The sequence below is a fragment of the Microbacterium hydrocarbonoxydans genome, assembly GCF_011752045.1.
GTDB lineage: Bacteria > Actinomycetota > Actinomycetes > Actinomycetales > Microbacteriaceae > Microbacterium.
In genome coordinates, this window is record NZ_JAAKXW010000002.1 from 468,725 (window position 1) to 487,721 (window position 18,997).

Consider the following 18,997-nt stretch of genomic DNA (forward strand, 5'->3'; position numbering starts at 1 on the left):
GGCATGGCACGTACATCGGGGGGCCGTCTCATCGCGGCGATCATCGTCGGAGCAATCGCCGTGCCGCTGAGCGGATGCCTGTACGCGCAGATCCCGTCGGATCCGGTGGTCGTCGACGAGCCGGTGGACGAGCCCGTCGACGAGCCGGCGGAGGAGCCGAGCGGGTCGCTCCCGTCGACCCTGAGCTTCGCCGACGGCACCGCGCTGCCGGCGACGGCGTACGTCGAGTGGGGCGACGGCTTCTTCGCGGACGACGGCTGGACGGTCGAGCAGCCCGACGACGGCAACGGCGGCTGGAGCTACCGGACGATCGACGGCACGTGCCTCGCGCAGTTCTGGCAGGGGCTCATCCCCGACGTGCCCGTGGTCGACGGCGACGACGGCATCAGCTCCGACGCGATGCTCGCGGTGATCCTCGGTGACGCGGCCACGGCCGACATCACGCCGGTGGCCACGACCGGCGGCTTCGCCTACCAGTCGAGCGGCAACACCGACGTCGAGAACCGGCAGGTCACCGGGCAGGATGGCGAGCGCGTCTGGATCATGGCCGCGCGCGCGTTCACCGCGACGGGCGTCGGCGTCTACGTGATCGTCGACTGCACCGGGGGCGACGCCGCAGCGGTCATGGCGGAGGTCGTCGCCGCGAACGCGATCGTCGTCACGGAGTGAGCGCGGTCAGCCCTCCCGGCGGTCACTTCCCGCCGGGAGGGCCGGCCAGCAGAAGGACGACGTAGAGCACGACGACCGCGATCGCGATGAGCCCGCCGAGCACCCACGGCCGCCGGAGGAACCAGCGCATCAGCCCGTCGTACCAGCGGCGGTCGCGCGGGTCGTCCGTCGCCTCCAGGCGCCAGGCTCCGGCGAGGCGGCCGGTGCGGTGGAGCCAGATCTCCATGGGGATCGTCGCGTACGGCACCACGGCGCTCGCCACGGCCAGCACGGCGACGCCGGCATGCCAGCGGTTGTTCAGCGCGACGAGGATCGCCGTCGCCCCGTAGGCGAGGAACACGAAGCCGTGGATGCCGCCGCCGATGGTGACCACCACCCCCGGGGCTCCCGCGGCGCGCGCGACGAGCGCCGTGATGAGGATCGTCCAGGTGATCGCCTCGGCGATCGCGAGGACGCGGTACAGACGGGAGGGCTCGGTGAACACGGTGCTCCTTGGACTCGGGTGCCTCCCACGCTAGGCGAGAGTCCTGTGCCCGGAATCCATCGAAAGGTTGAGACGCCCGGAATAGCACGGCGCCGCACTGCGTTGCCGAAGGCATGGTGACCGTCGACCCCGAAGCCCTCTCTCAGGTGCTCGGCGCGGTCGATCTCCGGGTCGGGATCGCGCGGCGCAGCCGCCTCACGGCCGGCGACCTGCTGCCCCTCGGCCCGGCATCCGCGACTCTCGTGTACGTGGCCGCCGGGAGCGTGCACGGCATCCCGCCGCTGGACTCCGGATGCCGTCTCGACGTCGACCGCACCTCGCACAGGGTCGCCGTCGACGAGCATCCGGCCCGGTCCCTGCTGCACGCCGGGGACGCGTTCCTCACCCTCGGCCGGCGCGCCGTCGCCCTGGAGGCGGATGCCGACGCCACCCTCGTGATCGTCGACCTCGAACTGGCGGACGCGGCCTCGCGGCTCAGCGCCGTGCTTCCCGACCTCATCACGGTGACCGGGTTCGACGCGCTGGAGCCCGCCGCGGCGGCGCTCGCGCAGAACATGGGCCCCTCCGACGAGCCCGCCTGCCCTGCCCGCCAGGGCGACCCGCTCATCTGCCGCATGATGGCGACCACCGTGCTGCTCTCCGTCATCCGGGCGTGGGCGGCGAACGGGTGCGCTCCCGAGGGCTGGCCGTCGCTGTCGAAGGATCCGTTCCTCGACCGCGTCGTGGAGGCGATCCACGAGGAGCCGGGCCGGGAGTGGACGGTGGAGCGCCTGGCCGGCGTCGGCGCGATGTCGCGCTCGGCCTTCGCGGAGCGGTTCCGCACCGCCCTGGGGCGCTCCCCCGCCGAGTACGTCACCGAGGTGCGCATCGACGCCGCGAAGCGGATGCTGGAGGCCGGGCGCACCGTGACGGAGATCTCGCGCGAGCTCGGCTACACCTCCGACGAGGGCTTCAGCCGCGCCTTCCGCCGCCGCACCGGCATGACGCCGAGCGCCTGGCGCCTGGCGCAGCGGATGCCGGTTCCCGCGTAGCCCCCGGCGCCGGCATCCGCCCCCCTCTCCTGCGAGCCGAGCACAGCTTCGGAGTCCGGATGCGACGCGCCGTAACCCGCCGCTGCCCCGGCGCCGAGTCATCCGCCGGGTCCGAAGCTGTGTCCACGAACCGGGGTCGAAGCTGTGCCGCGAGCCGGGTCCGAAGCTGTGCCCGCGAGGCGGGTCATGGTCAGCCGCGCACCCGGTTCGAGGCCCCGAACAGCACCGCGCCCACGAGCAGCGCGGCCGTGCCGACGACGTAGACGAGCTCGACGCCGAGCGTGTCGACGAGGAGCCCCCCGACCCCCGCCGCCAGCGTGATCGCCGCCTGGAACCCGACGACGACGAGGCTGCCGCCGGCCTCGAGCCGGTCCGGCATCCGGTGCCCGACCCAGGTGTTCACGACGATCAGCCAGGACGAGAAGAAGAAGCCCCACGCCAGCACGACCACCGCCACCCCGAGCACCGTCCCGGAGAGCAGCAGCATGGAGAGGACGGATGCCGCGATCACGACGGGCGCGAACACGGCGAAGAACGCGAAGGAACGGTCGATGACGAGCCCGATCACGATGTTCCCGACCAGGCCGCCGAGTCCGAACAGGGCGAGCAGCACGACGATCGTCGACGCGTCGACACCGGGGATCCGCTCCAGGGCGAGCCGCACATACGTGTAGGCGAGGAAGTGCCCGAGCACCACCAGCACGTGCCCGACCATGCCGAGGCCGATGCCGGGCCGGCGCAGCGTGTCGACGAGCAGGCGGAGGCTCGACGCCTCGGCCGCCGGAACCGACGGCAGGGCGGCGCGCAGCGCGACGGCGAGCAGGAGCATGAGGCCGCTCGCGATCGCGAAGACCGCCCGCCAGTCGACGAGTTCGGCGAGCATCACCCCCAGCGGCACCCCCGCCACCGTGGCGAGAGAGACGCCCGCGGAGGTGAACATCACTCCGCGTCCGAGGCGCTCCGGACCGGCGAGAGCCGCAGCGACCGTGATCGACATCGACCAGAACGCGCTGATCGCGGCGCCGAGCAGGAACCGTGCGATCAGCACGATCAGGAGGTTCGGGGCGATCGCGACGACGAGGTTCGACACCCCCGCGGCGAGCGCCATCCACACGAGCAGCGACCGGCGATCGAGTCGCGGGAAGATGAGACCGATGGTGGGTGCGACGACGAGCCCGACCAGCGCGGTGACCGTCACGGTCTGCCCGGCCTGCCCCGGTGTGACGCCGAGGCCGTCGGCCATCTCGGTGAGCACGCCGTTCGGCAGGAACTCGGCCGTCACGAGGAGGAAGCCCATCATCATGAGCGCGATGAGCCCGCCGTAGCGCATGCGCTCGGCCGGGGTCGTGACTGCGGTGGGGATGGGCGCTGTCGTCGTCATGCTTCCACGCTCGCAGGGGGCGGATGCCGGCGCCCGACCGCGCGTCCACGGCATCCGACCGATCGTCCGATGCTGGACAGCATCCGCCCGACGCCCTAGAGTCGAGTCCGCACCGGGATCCGCCCGGGAAGTGCGAGCGAGAGGAGCCGAGGACATGAACACCGTCTTTGTCGCGCCCCTCGCCGACATCCTTCCCTGAGGCCACCGTCTGCGTGGCCTCCGTCCCCGGAGCCACATCTTGTCTGATCTCTTCGCGTCCTTCGACGCATCCTCCCTCTCCTTCGCCGACGTCGAGCCCGGCGATGGCCAGCGCTGGACCACCTGGCCGTCCACCATCCCCACGCAGCGCGGACCGCAGCCCTGGCCCGCCTGGGTCGTGCAGGATGCCGGTGCGCTCGACACCGAGCTCGGCATCCTGAAGACCGGCAAGGAGGCCGACGTGTTCCTCCTCGAGCGCGCCGTACCCGGCGACCCGTCGCAGCGCAGCCTGCTGGCGGCGAAGCGGTACCGCAGCAGCGAGCACTCGAGCTTCCACCGCTCCGCGGTCTACACCGAGGGCAGGACGACCCGGAACACCCGCGACGCCCGCGCCCTCGCGAAGAAGTCGTCGCACGGCCGCGAGGTGGCGGCATCCGCCTGGTCCCTCGCCGAGTTCGAGGCGCTCTGCCGCATGCACCAACTCGGCGCTCCGGTGCCCTACCCCGTGCAGGTGAACGGCACCGAGGTGCTCATGGAGTTCATCGGCGACGCCTCCGGCACCGCCGCCCCGCGTCTCGCGCAGGTGCGCAGCGATCGCGGCGAGCTCGCCGGTCTCTACGCGCAGATCGTCGGCATCATGCGGATCTTCGCCGCCGCCGGGTTCGCGCACGGCGACCTGTCGGCGTACAACCTGCTCGTGCACGAGGGCCGCGTGCGGGTGATCGACCTGCCGCAGATCGTCGACCTCATCGCGAATCCGCAGGGGATGGACCTGCTGCACCGGGACTGCGTCAACGTGTGCGACTGGTTCACCCGCCGCCGGGTGGAGTGCGATGCCGAGGAGCTGTTCGCCGAGCTGCTCGCTGCGTCGTGGGCGTGAGCGCGGATTCCTCGGCGACGTGTGAATCGTCGGAGTCTCCGCGCGACACGCCGCCAAACGGACGACGCGTGGCGGCGTGTCGCGGGAGTCTCCGACTCTTCACACCGACGGCGGCCGAGGCCGCCCCGGCCTCAGCGGGCGTTCTGCGCGGCGAGCAGCGTCACCAGCTCGTAGACGACGTGGCTGGCGGCGATGCCGGTCATCTGCGCGTGGTCGTAGGCCGGGGACACCTCGACCACGTCGGCGCCGACGATGTTCCGGCCGGAGAGCGCGCGGAGGATCCTGAGCAGCTCCCGGCTGGTGAGGCCGCCGGCCTCGGGGGTGCCGGTGCCGGGGGCGTGCGCGGGGTCGAGCACGTCGATGTCGATCGACAAGTAGAGCGGCCTGTCGCCGACCCGCTGCAGGATGCGCTCGATGCCGGCCTCGACGCCGTGCTCCTCGATGTACTCGCTGGAGACGATCGAGAAGCCCAGCCGCTCGTCGTCGAGCAGGTCCTGCTTGGAGTACAGCGGACCGCGGGTGCCGACGTGGCAGCTCGCGGTGAGGTCGATCAGCCCCTCCTCGCTGGCGCGGCGGAACGGGGTGCCGTGCGTGATGGGTGCGCCGAAGTACGTGTCCCAGGTGTCGAGGTGCGCGTCGAAGTGCAGCACCGCGACCGGACCGTGCTTCGCGGCGACGGCGCGCAGCAGCGGCAGCGCGACGGTGTGGTCGCCGCCGATCGTGACGATCTGCCGCACCTGCTCGCCGAGGGCCTTCGCGGCGCGCTCGACCTCGTCGACGGCCTCGGTGATGTTGAACGGGTTGACCGGGATGTCTCCGGCATCCACCACCTGGGCGATCGCGAACGGCGAGACGTCCTGCGCCGGGTTGTACGGGCGCAGCAGACGCGACGACTCGCGCACGTGCGACGGACCGAAGCGGGTGCCGGGCCGGTAGCTCACACCGGAGTCGAACGGGATGCCGACGACGGCGATGTCGGCGCGCGGCACGTCCTCGAGGCGGGGAAGCCGGGCGAAGGTCGCGATCCCGGAGTACCGCGGGTTCACGGAGGCGTCGATGGGTCCGACGTTCTCGGTCATGGTTGGTCCTGTCTGTGAGCGGTTCAGAGGGAGTGCTGCGGGATGTGCACCAGCTGCACGCCGCCGTCGGCGATCGCGGAGCGGATGCTGTCGGCGATGTCCTCGCGGCGGGCCACGCGGCGCCCGGTGGCGCCGAACGCGGTGGCCAGCGCCGCCCAGTCGGGCTGGACGAGGTCGACGCCGATCGGGGCCATGCCGCGGTCGACCTCGTTCTGCCTGATCTCGGCGTAGCCGCCGTTGTCGACGCACACGACGGTGACGTCGAGGCGCTGCTCGACCGCGGTCATCAGCTCGTTGACGCAGAACATCAGCGCGCCGTCGCCGATCACGGTGAGCACCGGCCGCTCCGTCTGCGCGACGCGGGCGCCGATCGCCGCGGGCAGCCCGTAGCCGAGGGTGGCGTAGGTGGGCGTGTAGAGAAGGGAGTGCGGATGCTGCTGCCGCAGCACGCTGCCGAGCGCCAAGTAGACGATCTGCGAGGAGTCACCGGCGATGATCGCGTCGTCCGGCAGCCCGTCCGCGATGAGCTCGGCGAGGGCCACGGCCTCCGGCGCCGTCGTGCGCATCTCCGCGTCGATCGCGGCGCGGGCGGCGTCGAGATCCGGCGTCCGCGCGGGGCCGGACACGGCCGCGAGCAGCTGCCCGGTGACCGTGGCGGCGTCGCCGGCGATGCCGACGGTCGCCGCGAGGTTCTTGTCGAGCTGCGCGGGCGAGATGTCCACGCGGATGACTGCGCCGCGCGCCTCGAGCCGGGGCGCCCAGAGCTCGGCCTCGCCGAGCTTGGAGCCGACCACGAGCAGCACGTCGGCATCCTCGGCCACCGCGCGGGCCGCGGCGAGACGCAGGTGCGACCCGAGGGCGAGCGGATGCCACTCGTCGACGACGCCCTTTCCGTTCAGAGTCGTGAGCACGGGTGCGCCGAGGCGCTCGGCGAGCGCGGTGAGCTCCGCTCCGGCCCCCGTGGAGCCGCCGCCGGCGACGATCACGGGCCGCTCGGCTCCGGCGAGGAGCCGCGCCGCCTCGGCGACGAGGGCATCGTCACCGGATGCGGGAGCCGGCGCCGGTCGAGCCTGGCGCGCATCGGCGGGCACCTCTGCCGGCGCCTCGAGGACGTCGAGCGGGATCTCGATGTGCACGGGGCGAGGGCGCCCGGTGCGGAACAGCGCGAACGCGTCGTGCACGGCATCCACCGCCTCGGCGGCACTGGTGACCCGGCGCGACCACTCGGCGATCGCCCCGACCATGGCCGTGGCGTCCTTCGTCTCGTGCAGGGTGCCGACGTCGGCGAACTCCGCGCCGAGCGGCACGCCCGGCGAGAGCACGAGCAGCGGCCGCGACTCGCAGAAGGCGGTGCCGATCGCGCTCATCGCGTTCTGCAGGCCGGGGCCGGACGTCGTGATGACCACCCCGGGCAGCCCGGTCTGCTGCGCCCAGCCGTCGGCGCCGTAGCCGGACCCCTGCTCGTGGCGGTTCGTCACCGCGCGGATGCCGAGATCGGCGAGCGGCCGGTAGAGCTCGAGATTGTGGGTGCCGGGGATGCCGAAGACGGCGGTCACGCCGTAGGCGCGGATCGTCTCGAGCACCGCGCGTCCGGCGGTGTCGGCGTACTGATCGGTCATGCTCGCATCCTCGCTCATGAGGCTCGGTGGCGGGGCTCGCCGTCGACCCAGGTCTCGCGCACCGCGATCGAGGAGATCTCCTCGGCGGGGACGGCGAGCGGGTCGTCGGAGAGAACGACGAAGTCGGCGTACTTGCCGACCTCGAGCGAACCCAGGTCGTCTTCGCGGCCGATCGACACGGCGCCCTCGATCGTGTGCGCGCGGAGCGCCGACAGCGCGGAGATCCGCAGGTCGTCCGGGCCCAGCTTGTGCCCGCGACGGGTGACCCGGGTGACCGCGGTCTGGATCGCCTCGAGCGGGATCGGCTCGGCCACCGGAGCATCCGAGGAGATCGTGTAGCCGACGCCGGCCCGCTCGAACTCGCCGAGCGGGTTGAACCGCTCGCCCGGGGTGCCGATGGCCTCCTCGACCCCCTCTCCCCAGTTGAAATAGTGCTGGGTCTGGTTCACCGGGCGGATGCCGGAGGCGGCCATGCGCTCGATCTGCTCGGGCGTCGGCAGGCCGCAGTGCTCGATCCGGTGCCGGGCGTCGGCATCCGGGCGCTCGGCGAGCGCCGCCTCGATCGCCGAGACGACCATCTCGATCGCGGTGGGCGACTGCGCGTGGGTCGCTGTCTGCAGCCCGGCCACGTGCGCCTTGCGGATCAGCTCGGCGTAGGCGGCGGGCTCGTGGTAGAGCTGACCGGTACGGCACGGGTCGCCGACGTAGCCGTCGGGGAAGTACGCCGTCCAGCCGCCCAGGGTGCCGTCGGCGTAGAACTTGATGCCGGCGAAGCTCAGGTGCGCGTTGCCGAACTGGCCGACGAGACCCATCTCCAGCGCCTCGTCGAGGAGGTGCGAGAGCAGGTACATCGAGACGCGCAGCTCGAGGCGCCCGGCCTCGGCGAGGCGCAGGTACATGTCGAACTCGCGGCGCGTGACCTGGGCGTCGCCGATGGAGGTGACCCCGCCGGCGAGGAAGCGCTGCGTCGCGGCGTCCAGCTGGCGCAGATGCTCCTCCGGTTCGTCGGCGAGGTGGAAGTTCGGGCCGTGGTGGCCGATCTTCACACCGTGCACGCCGGTGAGGATGTTGCACGCGGCGTCCGACAGCTCGCCGGTCAGCTCGCCGTCGGCGTCGCGGAAGAACTCGCCGCCGTCGGGGTTCGGGGTGTCGCGGTCGACGCCGTTCTTCTCCAGCGTGTACGAGTTCACGACGCCGCCGTGGCCGGAGGCGTTCATCAGGTACACCTCGCGGTCGGTGGCGACCTCGTCGAGCTCGAACCGGGTGGGGTGCCGCTTCTCGGAGAGGTTGCGCTGCTCGTAGCCGTAACCGCGCACGGGGCGGCCTTCGGGGAGCTCGGCCGCCGCGCGCCGGAGCAGCTCGACGATCTCGGGGATGCTGCCGGCCTTCTCCGGCCCGCAGTCGACCCAGGTCATCATCTGCCCGAACATGAGCGGATGCGCATGCGCGTCCACGAACCCGGGGACGACGACGGCGTCGCCGAGGTCGACCCGCTCGGGTGCCAGGCCCACCCCCTTCGCCGCCTCCTCGCAGGCGGCGAGGTCGCCGAGAGCGAGGATCCGGCCGCGGTCGATCAGCATGGCCGTCGCCGTCGTGGCCTCGGCATCCACCGTGTGGATGGCGCGGGCCGTGACGATCCGGGGAGCGGTCTGGGCGGACGTGTCGAAGGGGGTGAGCTTTCTCATGGCAGCGGGTTCGCAGTCGTGTCGGTGCGGGCGGTGTAGGAGGCGGTGACGGGGGCCTCGTCGGAGTGCTGCGGCGCGAGCCGCGTGCAGATGCCGGCGATGATCGCCATGCCGATGAACATCCCGATGACCGACCAGATGCTGCCGGTCCAGGCGACGAGCTGCGTGGCGAACCACGGCGAGAAGCCGGCCCAGAGCGCCGCGCCGACGCCGTAGGACAGCGCGATCGAGGTGTAGCGGGCCTGCGGACGGAACATCGCCGCGAGGATCGCCGCGATCGGCGCGTAGGTCGCGCTCATCGCGATGCGGACGAGCGAGGCGAACAGGAAGATCAGCGGCTCGACCCTGCCGGGCATCACCAGGAGGAACGGGATGAACGTCAGCACCGAGGTGACGAGGCCGATGTACATGATGTTCTTGCGGCCCCACTTGTCGCCCAGCCAGGCGACCGGGAGGGTGACGACGAACTCGACGAAGGAGGCGATCGTCATCGCGTCCAGGATGACCTGCTCGCTGATGGAGATGGGCTCGCCGGTCGCGTACGCGGTGGCGAAGGTGGTGGCGAGGTAGTAGCCGCCCGTGGAGATCGGCAGCAGGCCGATGCCGAGGAGGATCGGCAGCCAGTTGGCGCGCAGCGCGAAGCCGAGCGGCATCGACTGCTTTCGGCCCTCGATCTTCTCCTCGAAGACGGGGGACTCCTCGACGCGGTAGCGGACCCAGAAGCCGACGCCGACCAGCACGATCGAGAGCAGGAACGGGATGCGCCAGCCGCCGTCCATGATGAACGAGTCGCCGCCGCGGGACATGATGGCGAAGATGCCGGAGGCCAGCAGCGCGCCGGCCGGGTTGCCGAGCTGGGTGAAGCCGCCGTAGAAGGTCTTCTTGCCGGCCGGGGCGTGCTCGACGCTCATGAGCACGGCGCCGCCCCACTCGCCGCCGACCGCGAGGCCCTGCAGCGCGCGCAGCACGATGAGCATGATCGGGGCGGCGAAGCCGATGTCGGCGTAGGTCGGAAGGCAGCCGACCAGCACGGTCGCGACGCCCATCAGCAGCAGCGTGATCACGAGGGACACGCGGCGGCCGAACTTGTCGCCGATGTGGCCGAAGATGATGCCGCCGAGAGGACGCACGAGGAACGCGACGGCGAACGTGGCGAAGGCCCGCGAGGTCTCGGCGAGGGGGTCGTCGCTCGGGAAGAACAGCGGACCGAAGACGAGGGCCGCGGCCGTCGCATAGACGTAGAAGTCGTACCACTCGATGGTGGTGCCGACGAAGGCGGCGATGCCTGCGCGTCGCGCCCGGGTGTGGGTGGAGGTCATGAAGCCCGCTCCTTTGCGGAAGTGGTCGGATAGCGAAGGATGCTACGGCCGCGGCGGCCCTCGAGACAAGGGCAGAACTCCAGCGAAAGTCGCTATTCACTGATGATCTGATCGCATCGACCGACATATCTTGCCCTCGTGACACGTCGTAAGCGTTCTACACTGAGTTTCTGCGCGCACGTCCGTGCGTTCGCGGGTTATCGAGGAATTTTCGGGGACGCCATGGATTTCGACGCCGAGCTCATCCGGGCGCTGCAGGAGGACGGCCGCGCCAGCATCCGCTCCCTCGCCGACCGCCTCTCGCAGACCAGGGCCGCCGTGGCCTCCCGGCTGCGCGCGCTGCTCGACGACAGGACGGTCCGGGTCGTCGCGGCGGTGGACCCGGTGTTCCTCGGCCAGCACGTGCTCGCCCATGTGTCGATCCGCACCACCGGGGCCGCCGCGGTCGTCGCGGAGCCGCTGCGGGACATGCCCGAGACCGTGTTCGTCTCCTCCGTCGGCGGGGCGCACGACCTCGTCACCGAGGTGCGGCTCGGCTCCATGGCCGAGCTGCACGAGCTCCTCACCCGGATCAGGGCCCTGGACGGCGTGCTCGACATCAACACGATCATCTACTCGACCGTGGTGAAGGGCTTCTTCGTCTCGGACTACCACGGCGACATCACGCTCGACGGGATCGACGAGGCGCTCATCGAGCAGCTGCAGTCCGACGGCCGCAAGAGCTTCCGCGCACTCGGCGAGGCCGTGCGCCTCTCCCCCTCGGCCGTCGCGACCCGGGTGCAGCGGCTCATCGACGGCGGCGTGATCAAGATCAGCGCTGTCGAGGCGCGGGGGCTCGCGCACCGCCAGCTGTCGATGGGCGTCGGCATCAACCTCGACGACGACACCGCCGTCGTCGAGGAGCTGCGCAGCGGCCGGGGCGTGGACTTCGCCGCCCGCACGCTGGGGCGCTTCGATGTCGTCGCCACCCTCGTCGAGCCGTCGGCCGGAGCCCTGTACGCGAGCATCGAACGGCTCCGCGCCCTGCCGGGGGTCACCGGGATCGAGGCCTGGCTGCACCTCGCCGTCCTCAAGGAGGACTACGCCCGCACTCTGCGCGACCCCCGCATCAGCGCCTGAGCCTCACACCCGGCTCAGTGCCGCATCGAGCAGAGCGACCAGGGGCCGGGGCATCCGCTCGATCGGGATCGCGTCGATCACGTCGGCCGCGAACCGCGCCTTGCGTCCCGACGCGGTGCCGGCGAACCGGTGCAGCTGATCCTCGACCGGCCGCCCGCGCTGCGCCGGCTGCTCCTGGAACACCCGGAACCGGGCGAGCTCTCCCCTGGCGGCCAGGGTCTCCACGACGAGATCGGCGCCGGCGGCCGCGATCGCCTCGTCCTCGAGGTCCCGCTCGCAGCCGAAGAAGCCGGCGTCCTCGATGCGATCGCCGGAACCGATCACGCAGAGGTCCTGAAGGACCCGCGCGACGTAGCCGCCCTCAGCCGCGTCGTACAGGCCGAGCACCCGCCGTCCGCCCTCGCGCAGGGCGCGCAGCCGCGTGCGGAGGTTGGTGATGCCGCCAAGGTCGACGAGCTCCAGGCCGTCGAGGGGCATCGCGAGACGGCGCGCGGCGGCCTCGAAGGCGAGGCGATCGCTCGCACCCTCGAACAGCACCACGGTGCGCGCCATGGCTCCGACCCTATCGTCGGGGGCGGGACGGCGCGCCGTCACCGCCCGTTCACCGGGCACCGCCAGACTTCGAACATGAGCGATGACGCCCCCACGCCGAGACCACAGGCGCCCGCCCGCGCGGGCACCGTCGGAGTGATCGGCCTCGACCTGCGCGGCGAGACCCCTGCCCCGAAGAAGCAGGTCTATTCGTGGGCGCTGTGGGACTGGGCGACGCAGCCGTTCAACACCGTCATCCTCACCTTCATCTTCACGGCCCTGTACCTGGTCGGCGACTCCTTCCTGCCCGCCGGAGTGGCCGCGCTCGACAAGGGCGACCCGGTCAAGGAGGCGGCGCTCGCGGAGCTCACCAGCGGCCTCGGGCTCGGTTCCACGATCGCGGCGTTCGCGATCCTCCTGCTCGCCCCGGTGCTCGGTCAGCGGGCGGATGCCGCCGGCAGGCAGAAGCTGTGGCTCGGCATCGGCACCGGCGCCCTCGTGATGTGCATGCTCGGCCTGTGGTTCGTCGAGCCCGTGCCGAGCCTGTTCTGGCTCGGCGTCGCACTGATCTCGGCGGGCTCGGTGTTCGGCGAGATCGCGGCCGTGAACTCGAACGCCATGCTCATCGGCATCGCGAACCCGAAGACCGTCGGCCGCATCTCCGGCCTCGGCTGGGGATTCGGCTACCTCGGCGGAATCGTCGCCCTCGTCATCGTCGTCGTGCTCGACGCCGCCGACTGGTTCGGCATGTCCACCGAGAACGGCCTGCCGTTCCGGCTCATCGCCGTCGGCTGCGCGGTGTGGGCCATCGTGTTCAGCATCCCGATCTTCCTCAATGTGCCCGAGCCGTCGCTGGGACGCCCCGACCGCAGGGTGGGCTTCTTCGCGTCGTACCGGCTGCTCGTGAAGGACGTCGCGGGGCTCTACCGTGACCCGCAGACGCGCCCGACCTTCTGGTTCCTGCTCGCCAGCGCCGTATTCCGCGACGGGCTGAGCGGCGTCTTCGCGTTCGGCGCGGTCATCGCCGCGACGGTGTTCGGCTTCGAGTTCCAGGAGCTGGTGATCTTCGGCATCGCCGCGAACCTCATCGCCGGGGTCTCCACGATCATCGCCGGGTACTTCGACGACCGGTTCGGCCCGAAGCGCATCATCCTGCTTTCGCTGGGGGCGATGATCGTCGCCGGTCTCGCGGTGTTCCTCCTCGTGGACGCCGGAACCACCGTGTTCTGGATCGGCGGCCTCATCCTCTGCGCCTTCGTCGGCCCGGCGCAGGCGGCGGCCCGCTCGTTCCTCGCCAGGGTGACGCCGGCCGGACGGGAGGGCGAGATCTTCGGGCTCTACGCGACCACCGGCCGCGCGGCGAGCTGGATGGCCTCGGGCGCCTGGACGATCCTCATCGCGCTGACCTCGCAGACCGCCTTCGGCATCCTCGGCATCGTCGTCGTGCTGGTCGCCGGCTTCCTCCTCCTGCTGCCGGTGAAGGCGCATCGCGCGGCGTGACCGGGAGTAGTCTTCCCGCGTGACCGTCCTCATCGCGTTCCTCGCCAACGTCCTGGTCGCGGTGGCCAAGACGATCGCCGCGATCGTGACGTCCTCGGCGTCGATGGTCGCCGAGGCGGCGCATTCGTGGGCGGATGCCGGCAATGAGATCTTCCTGCTCATCGCCGACCGCCGCGGAGCCCGTGCGAAGGACGCACTGCATCCGCTCGGGTACGGACGGGCGGCCTTCGTGTGGTCGCTGATCGCGGCGTTCGGCATCTTCACGGCCGGGTCGATCGTGTCGATCATGCACGGCATCCAGGAGCTCGAGGAGCAGGGCCCGGTGGAGAGCCCGCTCGTCGCCTACCTCGTGCTGGGCGTCTCCTTCGTGCTCGAGGGCATCTCCTTCACGCAGGCGATGGTGAAGTCGCGACGGCTGGCCCGGGAGCGCGGCACGTCGACGTGGGACTTCGTGCTCGACACCAGCGACACCACGCTGCGCGCCGTCTTCTTCGAGGATGCGGCGGCGCTGATCGGCCTCGCGATCGCAGGCGCAGCCATCGCCCTGCACCAGATCACCGGCGTCGCGGCGTGGGATGCCGTGGGCTCGATCCTGGTCGGCATCCTGCTCGGGGTCGTCGCGATCATCCTCATCAGGCGCAACGTCGCGTTCCTCGTCGGCACGAACGCCGCGCCGGACCTCCGCGCCCGCGCAGGGCGCGCGCTGCTCTCGTCGCCGCAGATCGAGCGCGTCACCTATCTGCACATCGAGTACGTGGGTCCGAACCGGCTGTTCATCGTCGCCGAGGTCGACCTCGCGGGCGACGCGCGCGAGCACGACGTCGCGCGGCGGCTGCGGGCGATCGAGCGGCAGATCGAGACGAACGCGGTCGTCGAGACCGTCGTGCTGTCGCTCTCCGTCGCCGACGAGCCCTCGCTCGAGTTCGGTGAGACGGCCTGACTCAGGAGTCCCAGTTGTCGGCGAGCTTGTTCAGCAGGCGTGCGAGCTCGGTGCGCTCCTCCTCTGTGAACGCGGCGAGCGCCCGCCCCAAGGCCTCTCGGCGCTCCCCCCGCATGCCGCGGGCGATCCGGCGGCCCTCGTCGGTGAGCGCGATGCGGGTGCGACGGGCATCGTCGGGGTCGGCCTCGCGGCGAACGAACCCGCGTTCGACGCCCTGCTGCACGAGCCGGGAGGCGCGCGGCTGATCGACGCCGATCGCGGCCCCCAGGTCGCTCACGCTGAGCGGGGCGGATGCCGCGGCGAGCGCCTCGAGCATCCGCATGCGCGCGGGTCCGCCGAAGCGCCCGGAGGGATCCCCCATCCACGGCGGACCAGGGAAGCCGCCGCGTCCGGGATGCGCGCCGTGACCGGGGTGCTCGAAGTGCTCGGCGTGGGGGCCGCCGTGCCACCCGTGGGGACCGCCGTGGCCGCGACCGCGCTCAGGGCCCGGCCGCCGGCCGCGCAGACGCGAGAGGGCACGGGCGATGGCGTCGGCGGGGTCGTTCTCTGCGGAGGTCACCAGACGATTTTACATGTGACTTGACATGCATCACGACTGCATGTCACCATACATATACATGCATTGTGACAAGCACATGCACATTGACATCCAAAGGACTTCACCATGAACACCTCAGAACCGCAGAACACCCCGCGCCCCTTCGGCTACTGGCTCACGGCCGTCGACCGCCTGATGGCGGCCGAGTTCGCCCGGGCCTTCGAGGCCGAGGGCGCGAGCCGTCGCGACTGGCGGCTGCTCAACGTCGTCGACGGAACCGCTCCCGCCCGCCGGCCGCTGCACGCCCGCAAGCTCGAGGGCCTCATCGCCCGCGGCTGGGTCACGCAGGAGGGCACCGGCTGGGCGCTCACCGACGAGGGCCGCGCCGCCAAGGAGCGTCTCGGCGCCCTGGTCGACGGCATCCGCGCCACCGTGGCGGATGCCGTCAGCCCGGAGGCCTTCGCCACCACCCTCGCCTCGCTCGAGAAGATGGCCGTCGCCCTCGGCTGGGACGAGAGCACGCCGCTCCCCCGCCGACGCGGACGCCAGGGCAGCCCCCGAGGGTTCGGGCGCGGCCGGCCGTTCCCGTTCGGCCGCGGATTCGGGCCGGGCTTCGGACCCGCCGTCGCACGGCACCTCGGCTTCGGTCCCCACGCCGGGCACCACGGTCACGGCGGTCACGCCGGACTCGGTCACGGCGGTCACGGCGGTCACGGTCACGGTGACGGCTGCGAGCACGAGCGCCGCCACGGCCACGGCCACGGCCACGGCCACGGCCACCCGCATCACGGCCGCCACGGCGACCACGGTGCGGAGCGCACCGCACAGCACGCCTACGAGCGCGGCTTCGACGCCGGCTACGCCCGCGGCCGCGACGCCTGATCGCCCCCATCCGGGTCGCTGAGCGACGACCGCGGGCGACCGAGCGCCGCACCGAGCGAGCGCGGCGAGTCGAAGTGACGAAACGCCCCTTCCCGAGCGGGAGGGGCGTTCTCGCGCCTGCGGCTAGAGGTCGAGCAGCGCGAGCGCCTCGGCGCCCACGCCGGCCGACGCGAGCCGAGCCCGCATCGCCGCCGCGGCGAGGGCGTACGGCCGGGCGTCCTGCATCATCAGCGAACGGGAGTTCGCCTGTTCGTTGAGCGCGATGAGCTCGAAGGCGAGCACCTCCGGATCGTCGGTCCGCAGCTCCCCGGCCGCGACGGCATGACCGATCTGCGCCTCGACGTAGCCGTACCACGCGGCGAGCCCCTCGCGCACGGCGTCGTTCACGGGGCCCGGCTTGGAATCCACGTCCGCGGCGGTCGCGGCGAAGAAGCATCCGCCGGTGAACACGCGGTCGCGCGAGTAGACGAGCGCGTTCCGCATCAGCAGCACGAGCCGCCGGGCGCCGCGAGGCTCGGTCCTCGCCGCCTCGACGATCTGCTGCACGAAGATCTCCCGCGCCGCCGCGATCGTCGCCAGCTGCAGCCCCTCCTTGCTGCGGAAGAGCGTGGCGATGCTGCTCTTGCTGTAGCCGGAGGTCTCGGCCAGCCGCCCGATCGTGAGCCCGTCGAGCCCCTCCACTGAGGCGAGGTCGGTGGCGCTGGCGAGCACGACGCGGCGGGAGGCGTCGCCGCGCGCCCGCCGCCCGTCCACGATCACCGGATCCGACATCTCCCTAGTATACGTACGATCGTTCGGATACTATACGTACGATCGTACGCATACAACGCCGACAGGAGCCGCCATGACATCCGCCCCCGCCCTCATCGCACGCGGCATCCGCGTCGCCTCCGCCGTCTCTCCCGCGCTGGGCGGGGCGCTCGCGGATCGCGCGTTCTTCAGCACGGCCCCTCGCATGCGGGTGCACGAGCGCGATGAGGCCACGCACGACGCGGCGACCCGCTCCCGGCTGCGCATCGGCCCGGCAGAGGTCGCGACCTACGCCTGGGGTCGCGGACCGCGCACCGTCCTCCTCCTGCACGGCTGGCGCGGTCGCGCCTCGCAGTTCGCCCCGCTCGTGCGCGAGCTCGTCGCCGAGGGCCTCACGGTGGTCTCCTTCGACGCCCCGGCGCACGGCTCCTCCGGCGGCCGCCGAACCGACATCCGCGACTGGGTCGCCGCCGCCGAGGCGCTGAGCCAGGAGCACGGCCGGTTCGACGCGCTCATCGGCCACTCGTTCGGCGGGCTCGCCGCCCTCGCCGCCGCCCGCAGCGCGGTTCCCGTCCCGACCGTGGTCACGATCGCGGGGGCCGGAACGCCTGCGGCCTTCGTCGGCGAGTTCGCGCGCGAGTTCCGGCTGAGCGCTCCGGCGCGGGCGCAGATGGAGCGGCGCTTCCTCGGTCACTTCGGCCTCGCCGAGCGCGACTTCCTCGCCCGCTACGATGCGGTGCGGCATCCGCTGCCGGATGACACGCGCCTGCTCGTCGTCCACGACCGCGCAGACCGCCGGATGCCCGACGCCGACGCCCTGCGGCTGCACGCCGCGCACGAGGGGCGGTCACGACTGCTGCGCACCGAGGGGTTCGGGCACTCGCGGATCCTGCACGCGGATGCCGTGCTCGACGCGGTGGTCGCGGAGCTCCAGGACGCGCCGCGCCCTGTCGGCTCGGCTCAGCAGGGCGGCGCGTAGAAGCCGGGCAGCGGGCGACGCCGGCATCCGTCTCATCCGCCGTGCGCGCCCACGTCGGTGACTCCGACGTCGGTGCGGTGGAAGTTCTGGAACGACCGGGATGCCGTCGGCCCGCGCTGCCCCTGGTAGCGGTTGCCGTAGGGACCCGAGCCGTACGGGTTCTCGGCCGGCGAGGTGAGGCGGAAGAAGCAGAGCTGGCCGATCTTCATGCCCGGCCACAGCTTGATCGGCAGCGTCGCGACGTTCGCGAGCTCGAGAGTGACGTGCCCTGTGAAGCCGGGGTCGATGAAGCCGGCGGTGGAGTGCGTGATGAGGCCGAGGCGGCCGAGCGAGGACTTGCCCTCGAGGCGTGCGGCGATGTCATCGGAGAGCGTGACCTGCTCGAAGGTCGCCCCCAGGGCGAACTCTCCGGGGTGCAGGATGAACGGCTCGTCGGGGTCGACCTCGATGAGGCGCGTCAGCTCCGGCTGGTCCTCCGACGGGTCGATGAACGGGTACTTGTGGTTGTCGAACAGGCGGAAGTACCGGTCGAGGCGCACGTCGATGCTGGACGGCTGGATCATCTCGGGTTCGTGCGGCGTCAGGCCGATGCGGCCGGATGCCAGTTCTGCTCTGATGTCGCGATCACTGAGAAGCACGGCACCAGCGTAGTCGCGATGACCCGCCGTCACCGTTCTGTTGCCGCGCTCGCGGGCTGTGGCCGAACGCTGGCATCGGCGTTGCCCGCCTGTGGCCGGGCCGTTGTGCGGCGCTCAATAGCGTCATGGACAGAGCTTTTCCCCCAGGACGACCCCCACAGAACGGATCCCCATGTACGCCACCACCGAGACCGCCGCCGTCGCAGAGAAGCCGGCCCGGTCGCGCAAGCGCATCCTCCTGCCCCTCGCCGGTCTCGCCGTGGCCGCGGCCATCGCGGTCGGCTCCGGCGCCGACTTCGTCTCGAACTCGGTCAACGCCGCGAACGCGTACAGCACCGGCACGCTCGAGCAGACGAACTCGAAGTCGGGCAGCGCGATCTTCGATCTGTCGAACCTCAAGCCCGGCGACACCGTCAACGGCAAGGTCACCATCAAGAACTCCGGCACGCTGGCCGCGGACTTCACGCTCACCGAGGACGCCGTGAACGGCTTCGCGACGAAGTCGAACCTCACCCTCGTCGTCACGCAGACCGGCGTGAGCACCCCGGTCTGGTCGGGCACGTTCGGCGCCCTCACGACCAGCGGTCCGCTGAGCCTCGGCACCTTCACCGCCGGCGAGGCGCGCGAGTACACCTTCAGCGTCACGCTCGCGCAGTCGGCGACCAACGCCGAGCAGGGCAAGACCGCGACCGCGAGCTACTCGTGGAACTCCACGCAGACCGCCGCGACGACCACCGAGCAGTGATCTGACCCGGCCGGGGACGCCCCGGCCGGG

19 protein-coding genes are annotated in these 18,997 nt (G+C 71.6%); 9 read left to right on the plus strand and 10 right to left on the minus strand.

Annotated features, from left to right (window positions below; all coding sequences use genetic code 11):
• Positions 1 to 3: 3 nt before the first annotated feature.
• Positions 4 to 669: a hypothetical protein gene (locus G6G98_RS10470; protein ID WP_164234608.1), complete on the plus strand. Its 666-nt coding sequence runs from the start codon at positions 4 to 6 to the stop codon at positions 667 to 669.
• A 22-nt stretch (positions 670 to 691) separates the two neighbouring features.
• Here the strand turns inward: G6G98_RS10470 and G6G98_RS10475 are convergent, their stop codons facing one another.
• On the minus strand, positions 692 to 1,153 hold the full coding sequence (locus G6G98_RS10475; protein ID WP_067348045.1) for a DUF3817 domain-containing protein: 462 nt from the start codon (positions 1,151 to 1,153) through the stop codon (positions 692 to 694).
• Between the two features lie 113 nt (positions 1,154 to 1,266).
• On the opposite strand from G6G98_RS10475, the gene G6G98_RS10480 reads away from it, so the two are divergent.
• Entirely contained in the window at positions 1,267 to 2,184 is a 918-nt protein-coding gene (locus tag G6G98_RS10480; RefSeq protein ID WP_084788137.1) for a helix-turn-helix domain-containing protein, read from the plus strand.
• A gap of 190 nt (positions 2,185 to 2,374) precedes the next feature.
• Here G6G98_RS10480 and G6G98_RS10485 read toward each other — a convergent pair whose 3' ends face one another.
• Positions 2,375 to 3,565 carry an MFS transporter gene (locus G6G98_RS10485; protein WP_164234607.1) on the minus strand — a complete coding sequence of 397 codons (1,191 nt, stop codon included), beginning with the start codon at positions 3,563 to 3,565 and terminating at the stop codon, positions 2,375 to 2,377.
• Between the two features lie 238 nt (positions 3,566 to 3,803).
• Here G6G98_RS10485 and G6G98_RS10490 point away from each other — a divergent pair, with 238 nt between their 5' ends.
• Positions 3,804 to 4,643, plus strand: a complete 840-nt coding sequence (locus G6G98_RS10490; RefSeq protein ID WP_164234606.1) for a serine protein kinase RIO — start codon at positions 3,804 to 3,806, stop codon at positions 4,641 to 4,643.
• A gap of 131 nt (positions 4,644 to 4,774) precedes the next feature.
• Here the strand turns inward: G6G98_RS10490 and speB are convergent, their stop codons facing one another.
• From speB to G6G98_RS10510, 4 genes are read right to left on the minus strand one after another with little or no spacing between them, the layout of a single operon-like run.
• Positions 4,775 to 5,722, minus strand: a complete 948-nt coding sequence (speB, locus tag G6G98_RS10495) for an agmatinase (RefSeq protein WP_164234605.1) — start codon at positions 5,720 to 5,722, stop codon at positions 4,775 to 4,777.
• A gap of 23 nt (positions 5,723 to 5,745) precedes the next feature.
• Positions 5,746 to 7,341: a thiamine pyrophosphate-binding protein gene (locus G6G98_RS10500; RefSeq protein ID WP_164234604.1), complete on the minus strand. Its 1,596-nt coding sequence runs from the start codon at positions 7,339 to 7,341 to the stop codon at positions 5,746 to 5,748.
• 14 nt (positions 7,342 to 7,355) lie between these two features.
• The gene (locus G6G98_RS10505) at positions 7,356 to 9,026 is read right to left on the minus strand and encodes an amidohydrolase (protein WP_164234603.1); all 1,671 of its coding nucleotides are present in this window, start codon (positions 9,024 to 9,026) and stop codon (positions 7,356 to 7,358) included.
• Positions 9,023 to 10,345 (minus strand): MFS transporter, encoded by a 1,323-nt coding sequence (locus G6G98_RS10510; protein WP_164234602.1) that lies wholly within the window; start codon positions 10,343 to 10,345, stop codon positions 9,023 to 9,025. Before G6G98_RS10510 ends, G6G98_RS10505 begins: the two co-directional genes overlap by 4 nt.
• Before the next feature lie 222 nt (positions 10,346 to 10,567).
• Between G6G98_RS10510 and G6G98_RS10515 the strand changes: the two genes are divergently transcribed.
• Entirely contained in the window at positions 10,568 to 11,464 is an 897-nt protein-coding gene (locus G6G98_RS10515; protein ID WP_164234601.1) for an Lrp/AsnC family transcriptional regulator, read from the plus strand.
• A 3-nt stretch (positions 11,465 to 11,467) separates the two neighbouring features.
• Here the strand turns inward: G6G98_RS10515 and G6G98_RS10520 are convergent, their stop codons facing one another.
• Positions 11,468 to 12,016: a TOPRIM nucleotidyl transferase/hydrolase domain-containing protein gene (locus tag G6G98_RS10520; RefSeq protein ID WP_164234600.1), complete on the minus strand. Its 549-nt coding sequence runs from the start codon at positions 12,014 to 12,016 to the stop codon at positions 11,468 to 11,470.
• 75 nt (positions 12,017 to 12,091) lie between these two features.
• Here G6G98_RS10520 and G6G98_RS10525 point away from each other — a divergent pair, with 75 nt between their 5' ends.
• Together G6G98_RS10525 and G6G98_RS10530 are read left to right on the plus strand one after the other, a co-directional pair.
• Entirely contained in the window at positions 12,092 to 13,495 is a 1,404-nt protein-coding gene (locus tag G6G98_RS10525) for an MFS transporter (protein WP_164234599.1), read from the plus strand.
• A 19-nt stretch (positions 13,496 to 13,514) separates the two neighbouring features.
• Positions 13,515 to 14,435, plus strand: a complete 921-nt coding sequence (locus tag G6G98_RS10530) for a cation diffusion facilitator family transporter (RefSeq protein ID WP_067348070.1) — start codon at positions 13,515 to 13,517, stop codon at positions 14,433 to 14,435.
• Position 14,436: 1 nt separating this feature from the next.
• On the opposite strand, the gene G6G98_RS17150 is transcribed toward G6G98_RS10530, so the two are convergent.
• On the minus strand, positions 14,437 to 14,994 hold the full coding sequence (locus G6G98_RS17150; protein WP_243842086.1) for a MarR family winged helix-turn-helix transcriptional regulator: 558 nt from the start codon (positions 14,992 to 14,994) through the stop codon (positions 14,437 to 14,439).
• A 105-nt stretch (positions 14,995 to 15,099) separates the two neighbouring features.
• Here G6G98_RS17150 and G6G98_RS10540 point away from each other — a divergent pair, with 105 nt between their 5' ends.
• On the plus strand, positions 15,100 to 15,855 hold the full coding sequence (locus tag G6G98_RS10540; RefSeq protein ID WP_164234598.1) for a hypothetical protein: 756 nt from the start codon (positions 15,100 to 15,102) through the stop codon (positions 15,853 to 15,855).
• Between the two features lie 123 nt (positions 15,856 to 15,978).
• Here the strand turns inward: G6G98_RS10540 and G6G98_RS10545 are convergent, their stop codons facing one another.
• Positions 15,979 to 16,626 carry a TetR/AcrR family transcriptional regulator gene (locus G6G98_RS10545; RefSeq protein ID WP_164234597.1) on the minus strand — a complete coding sequence of 216 codons (648 nt, stop codon included), beginning with the start codon at positions 16,624 to 16,626 and terminating at the stop codon, positions 15,979 to 15,981.
• A 73-nt stretch (positions 16,627 to 16,699) separates the two neighbouring features.
• On the opposite strand from G6G98_RS10545, the gene G6G98_RS10550 reads away from it, so the two are divergent.
• Positions 16,700 to 17,584: an alpha/beta hydrolase gene (locus G6G98_RS10550; RefSeq protein WP_067348086.1), complete on the plus strand. Its 885-nt coding sequence runs from the start codon at positions 16,700 to 16,702 to the stop codon at positions 17,582 to 17,584.
• A 32-nt stretch (positions 17,585 to 17,616) separates the two neighbouring features.
• On the opposite strand, the gene dcd is transcribed toward G6G98_RS10550, so the two are convergent.
• A complete protein-coding gene (gene dcd, locus G6G98_RS10555; protein ID WP_067348088.1) occupies positions 17,617 to 18,222 on the minus strand; it encodes a dCTP deaminase in 606 nt (201 codons plus the stop codon).
• 172 nt (positions 18,223 to 18,394) lie between these two features.
• Here dcd and G6G98_RS10560 point away from each other — a divergent pair, with 172 nt between their 5' ends.
• The gene (locus G6G98_RS10560) at positions 18,395 to 18,967 is read left to right on the plus strand and encodes a TasA family protein (RefSeq protein WP_164234596.1); all 573 of its coding nucleotides are present in this window, start codon (positions 18,395 to 18,397) and stop codon (positions 18,965 to 18,967) included.
• The last annotated feature ends 30 nt before the right edge of the window (positions 18,968 to 18,997 follow it).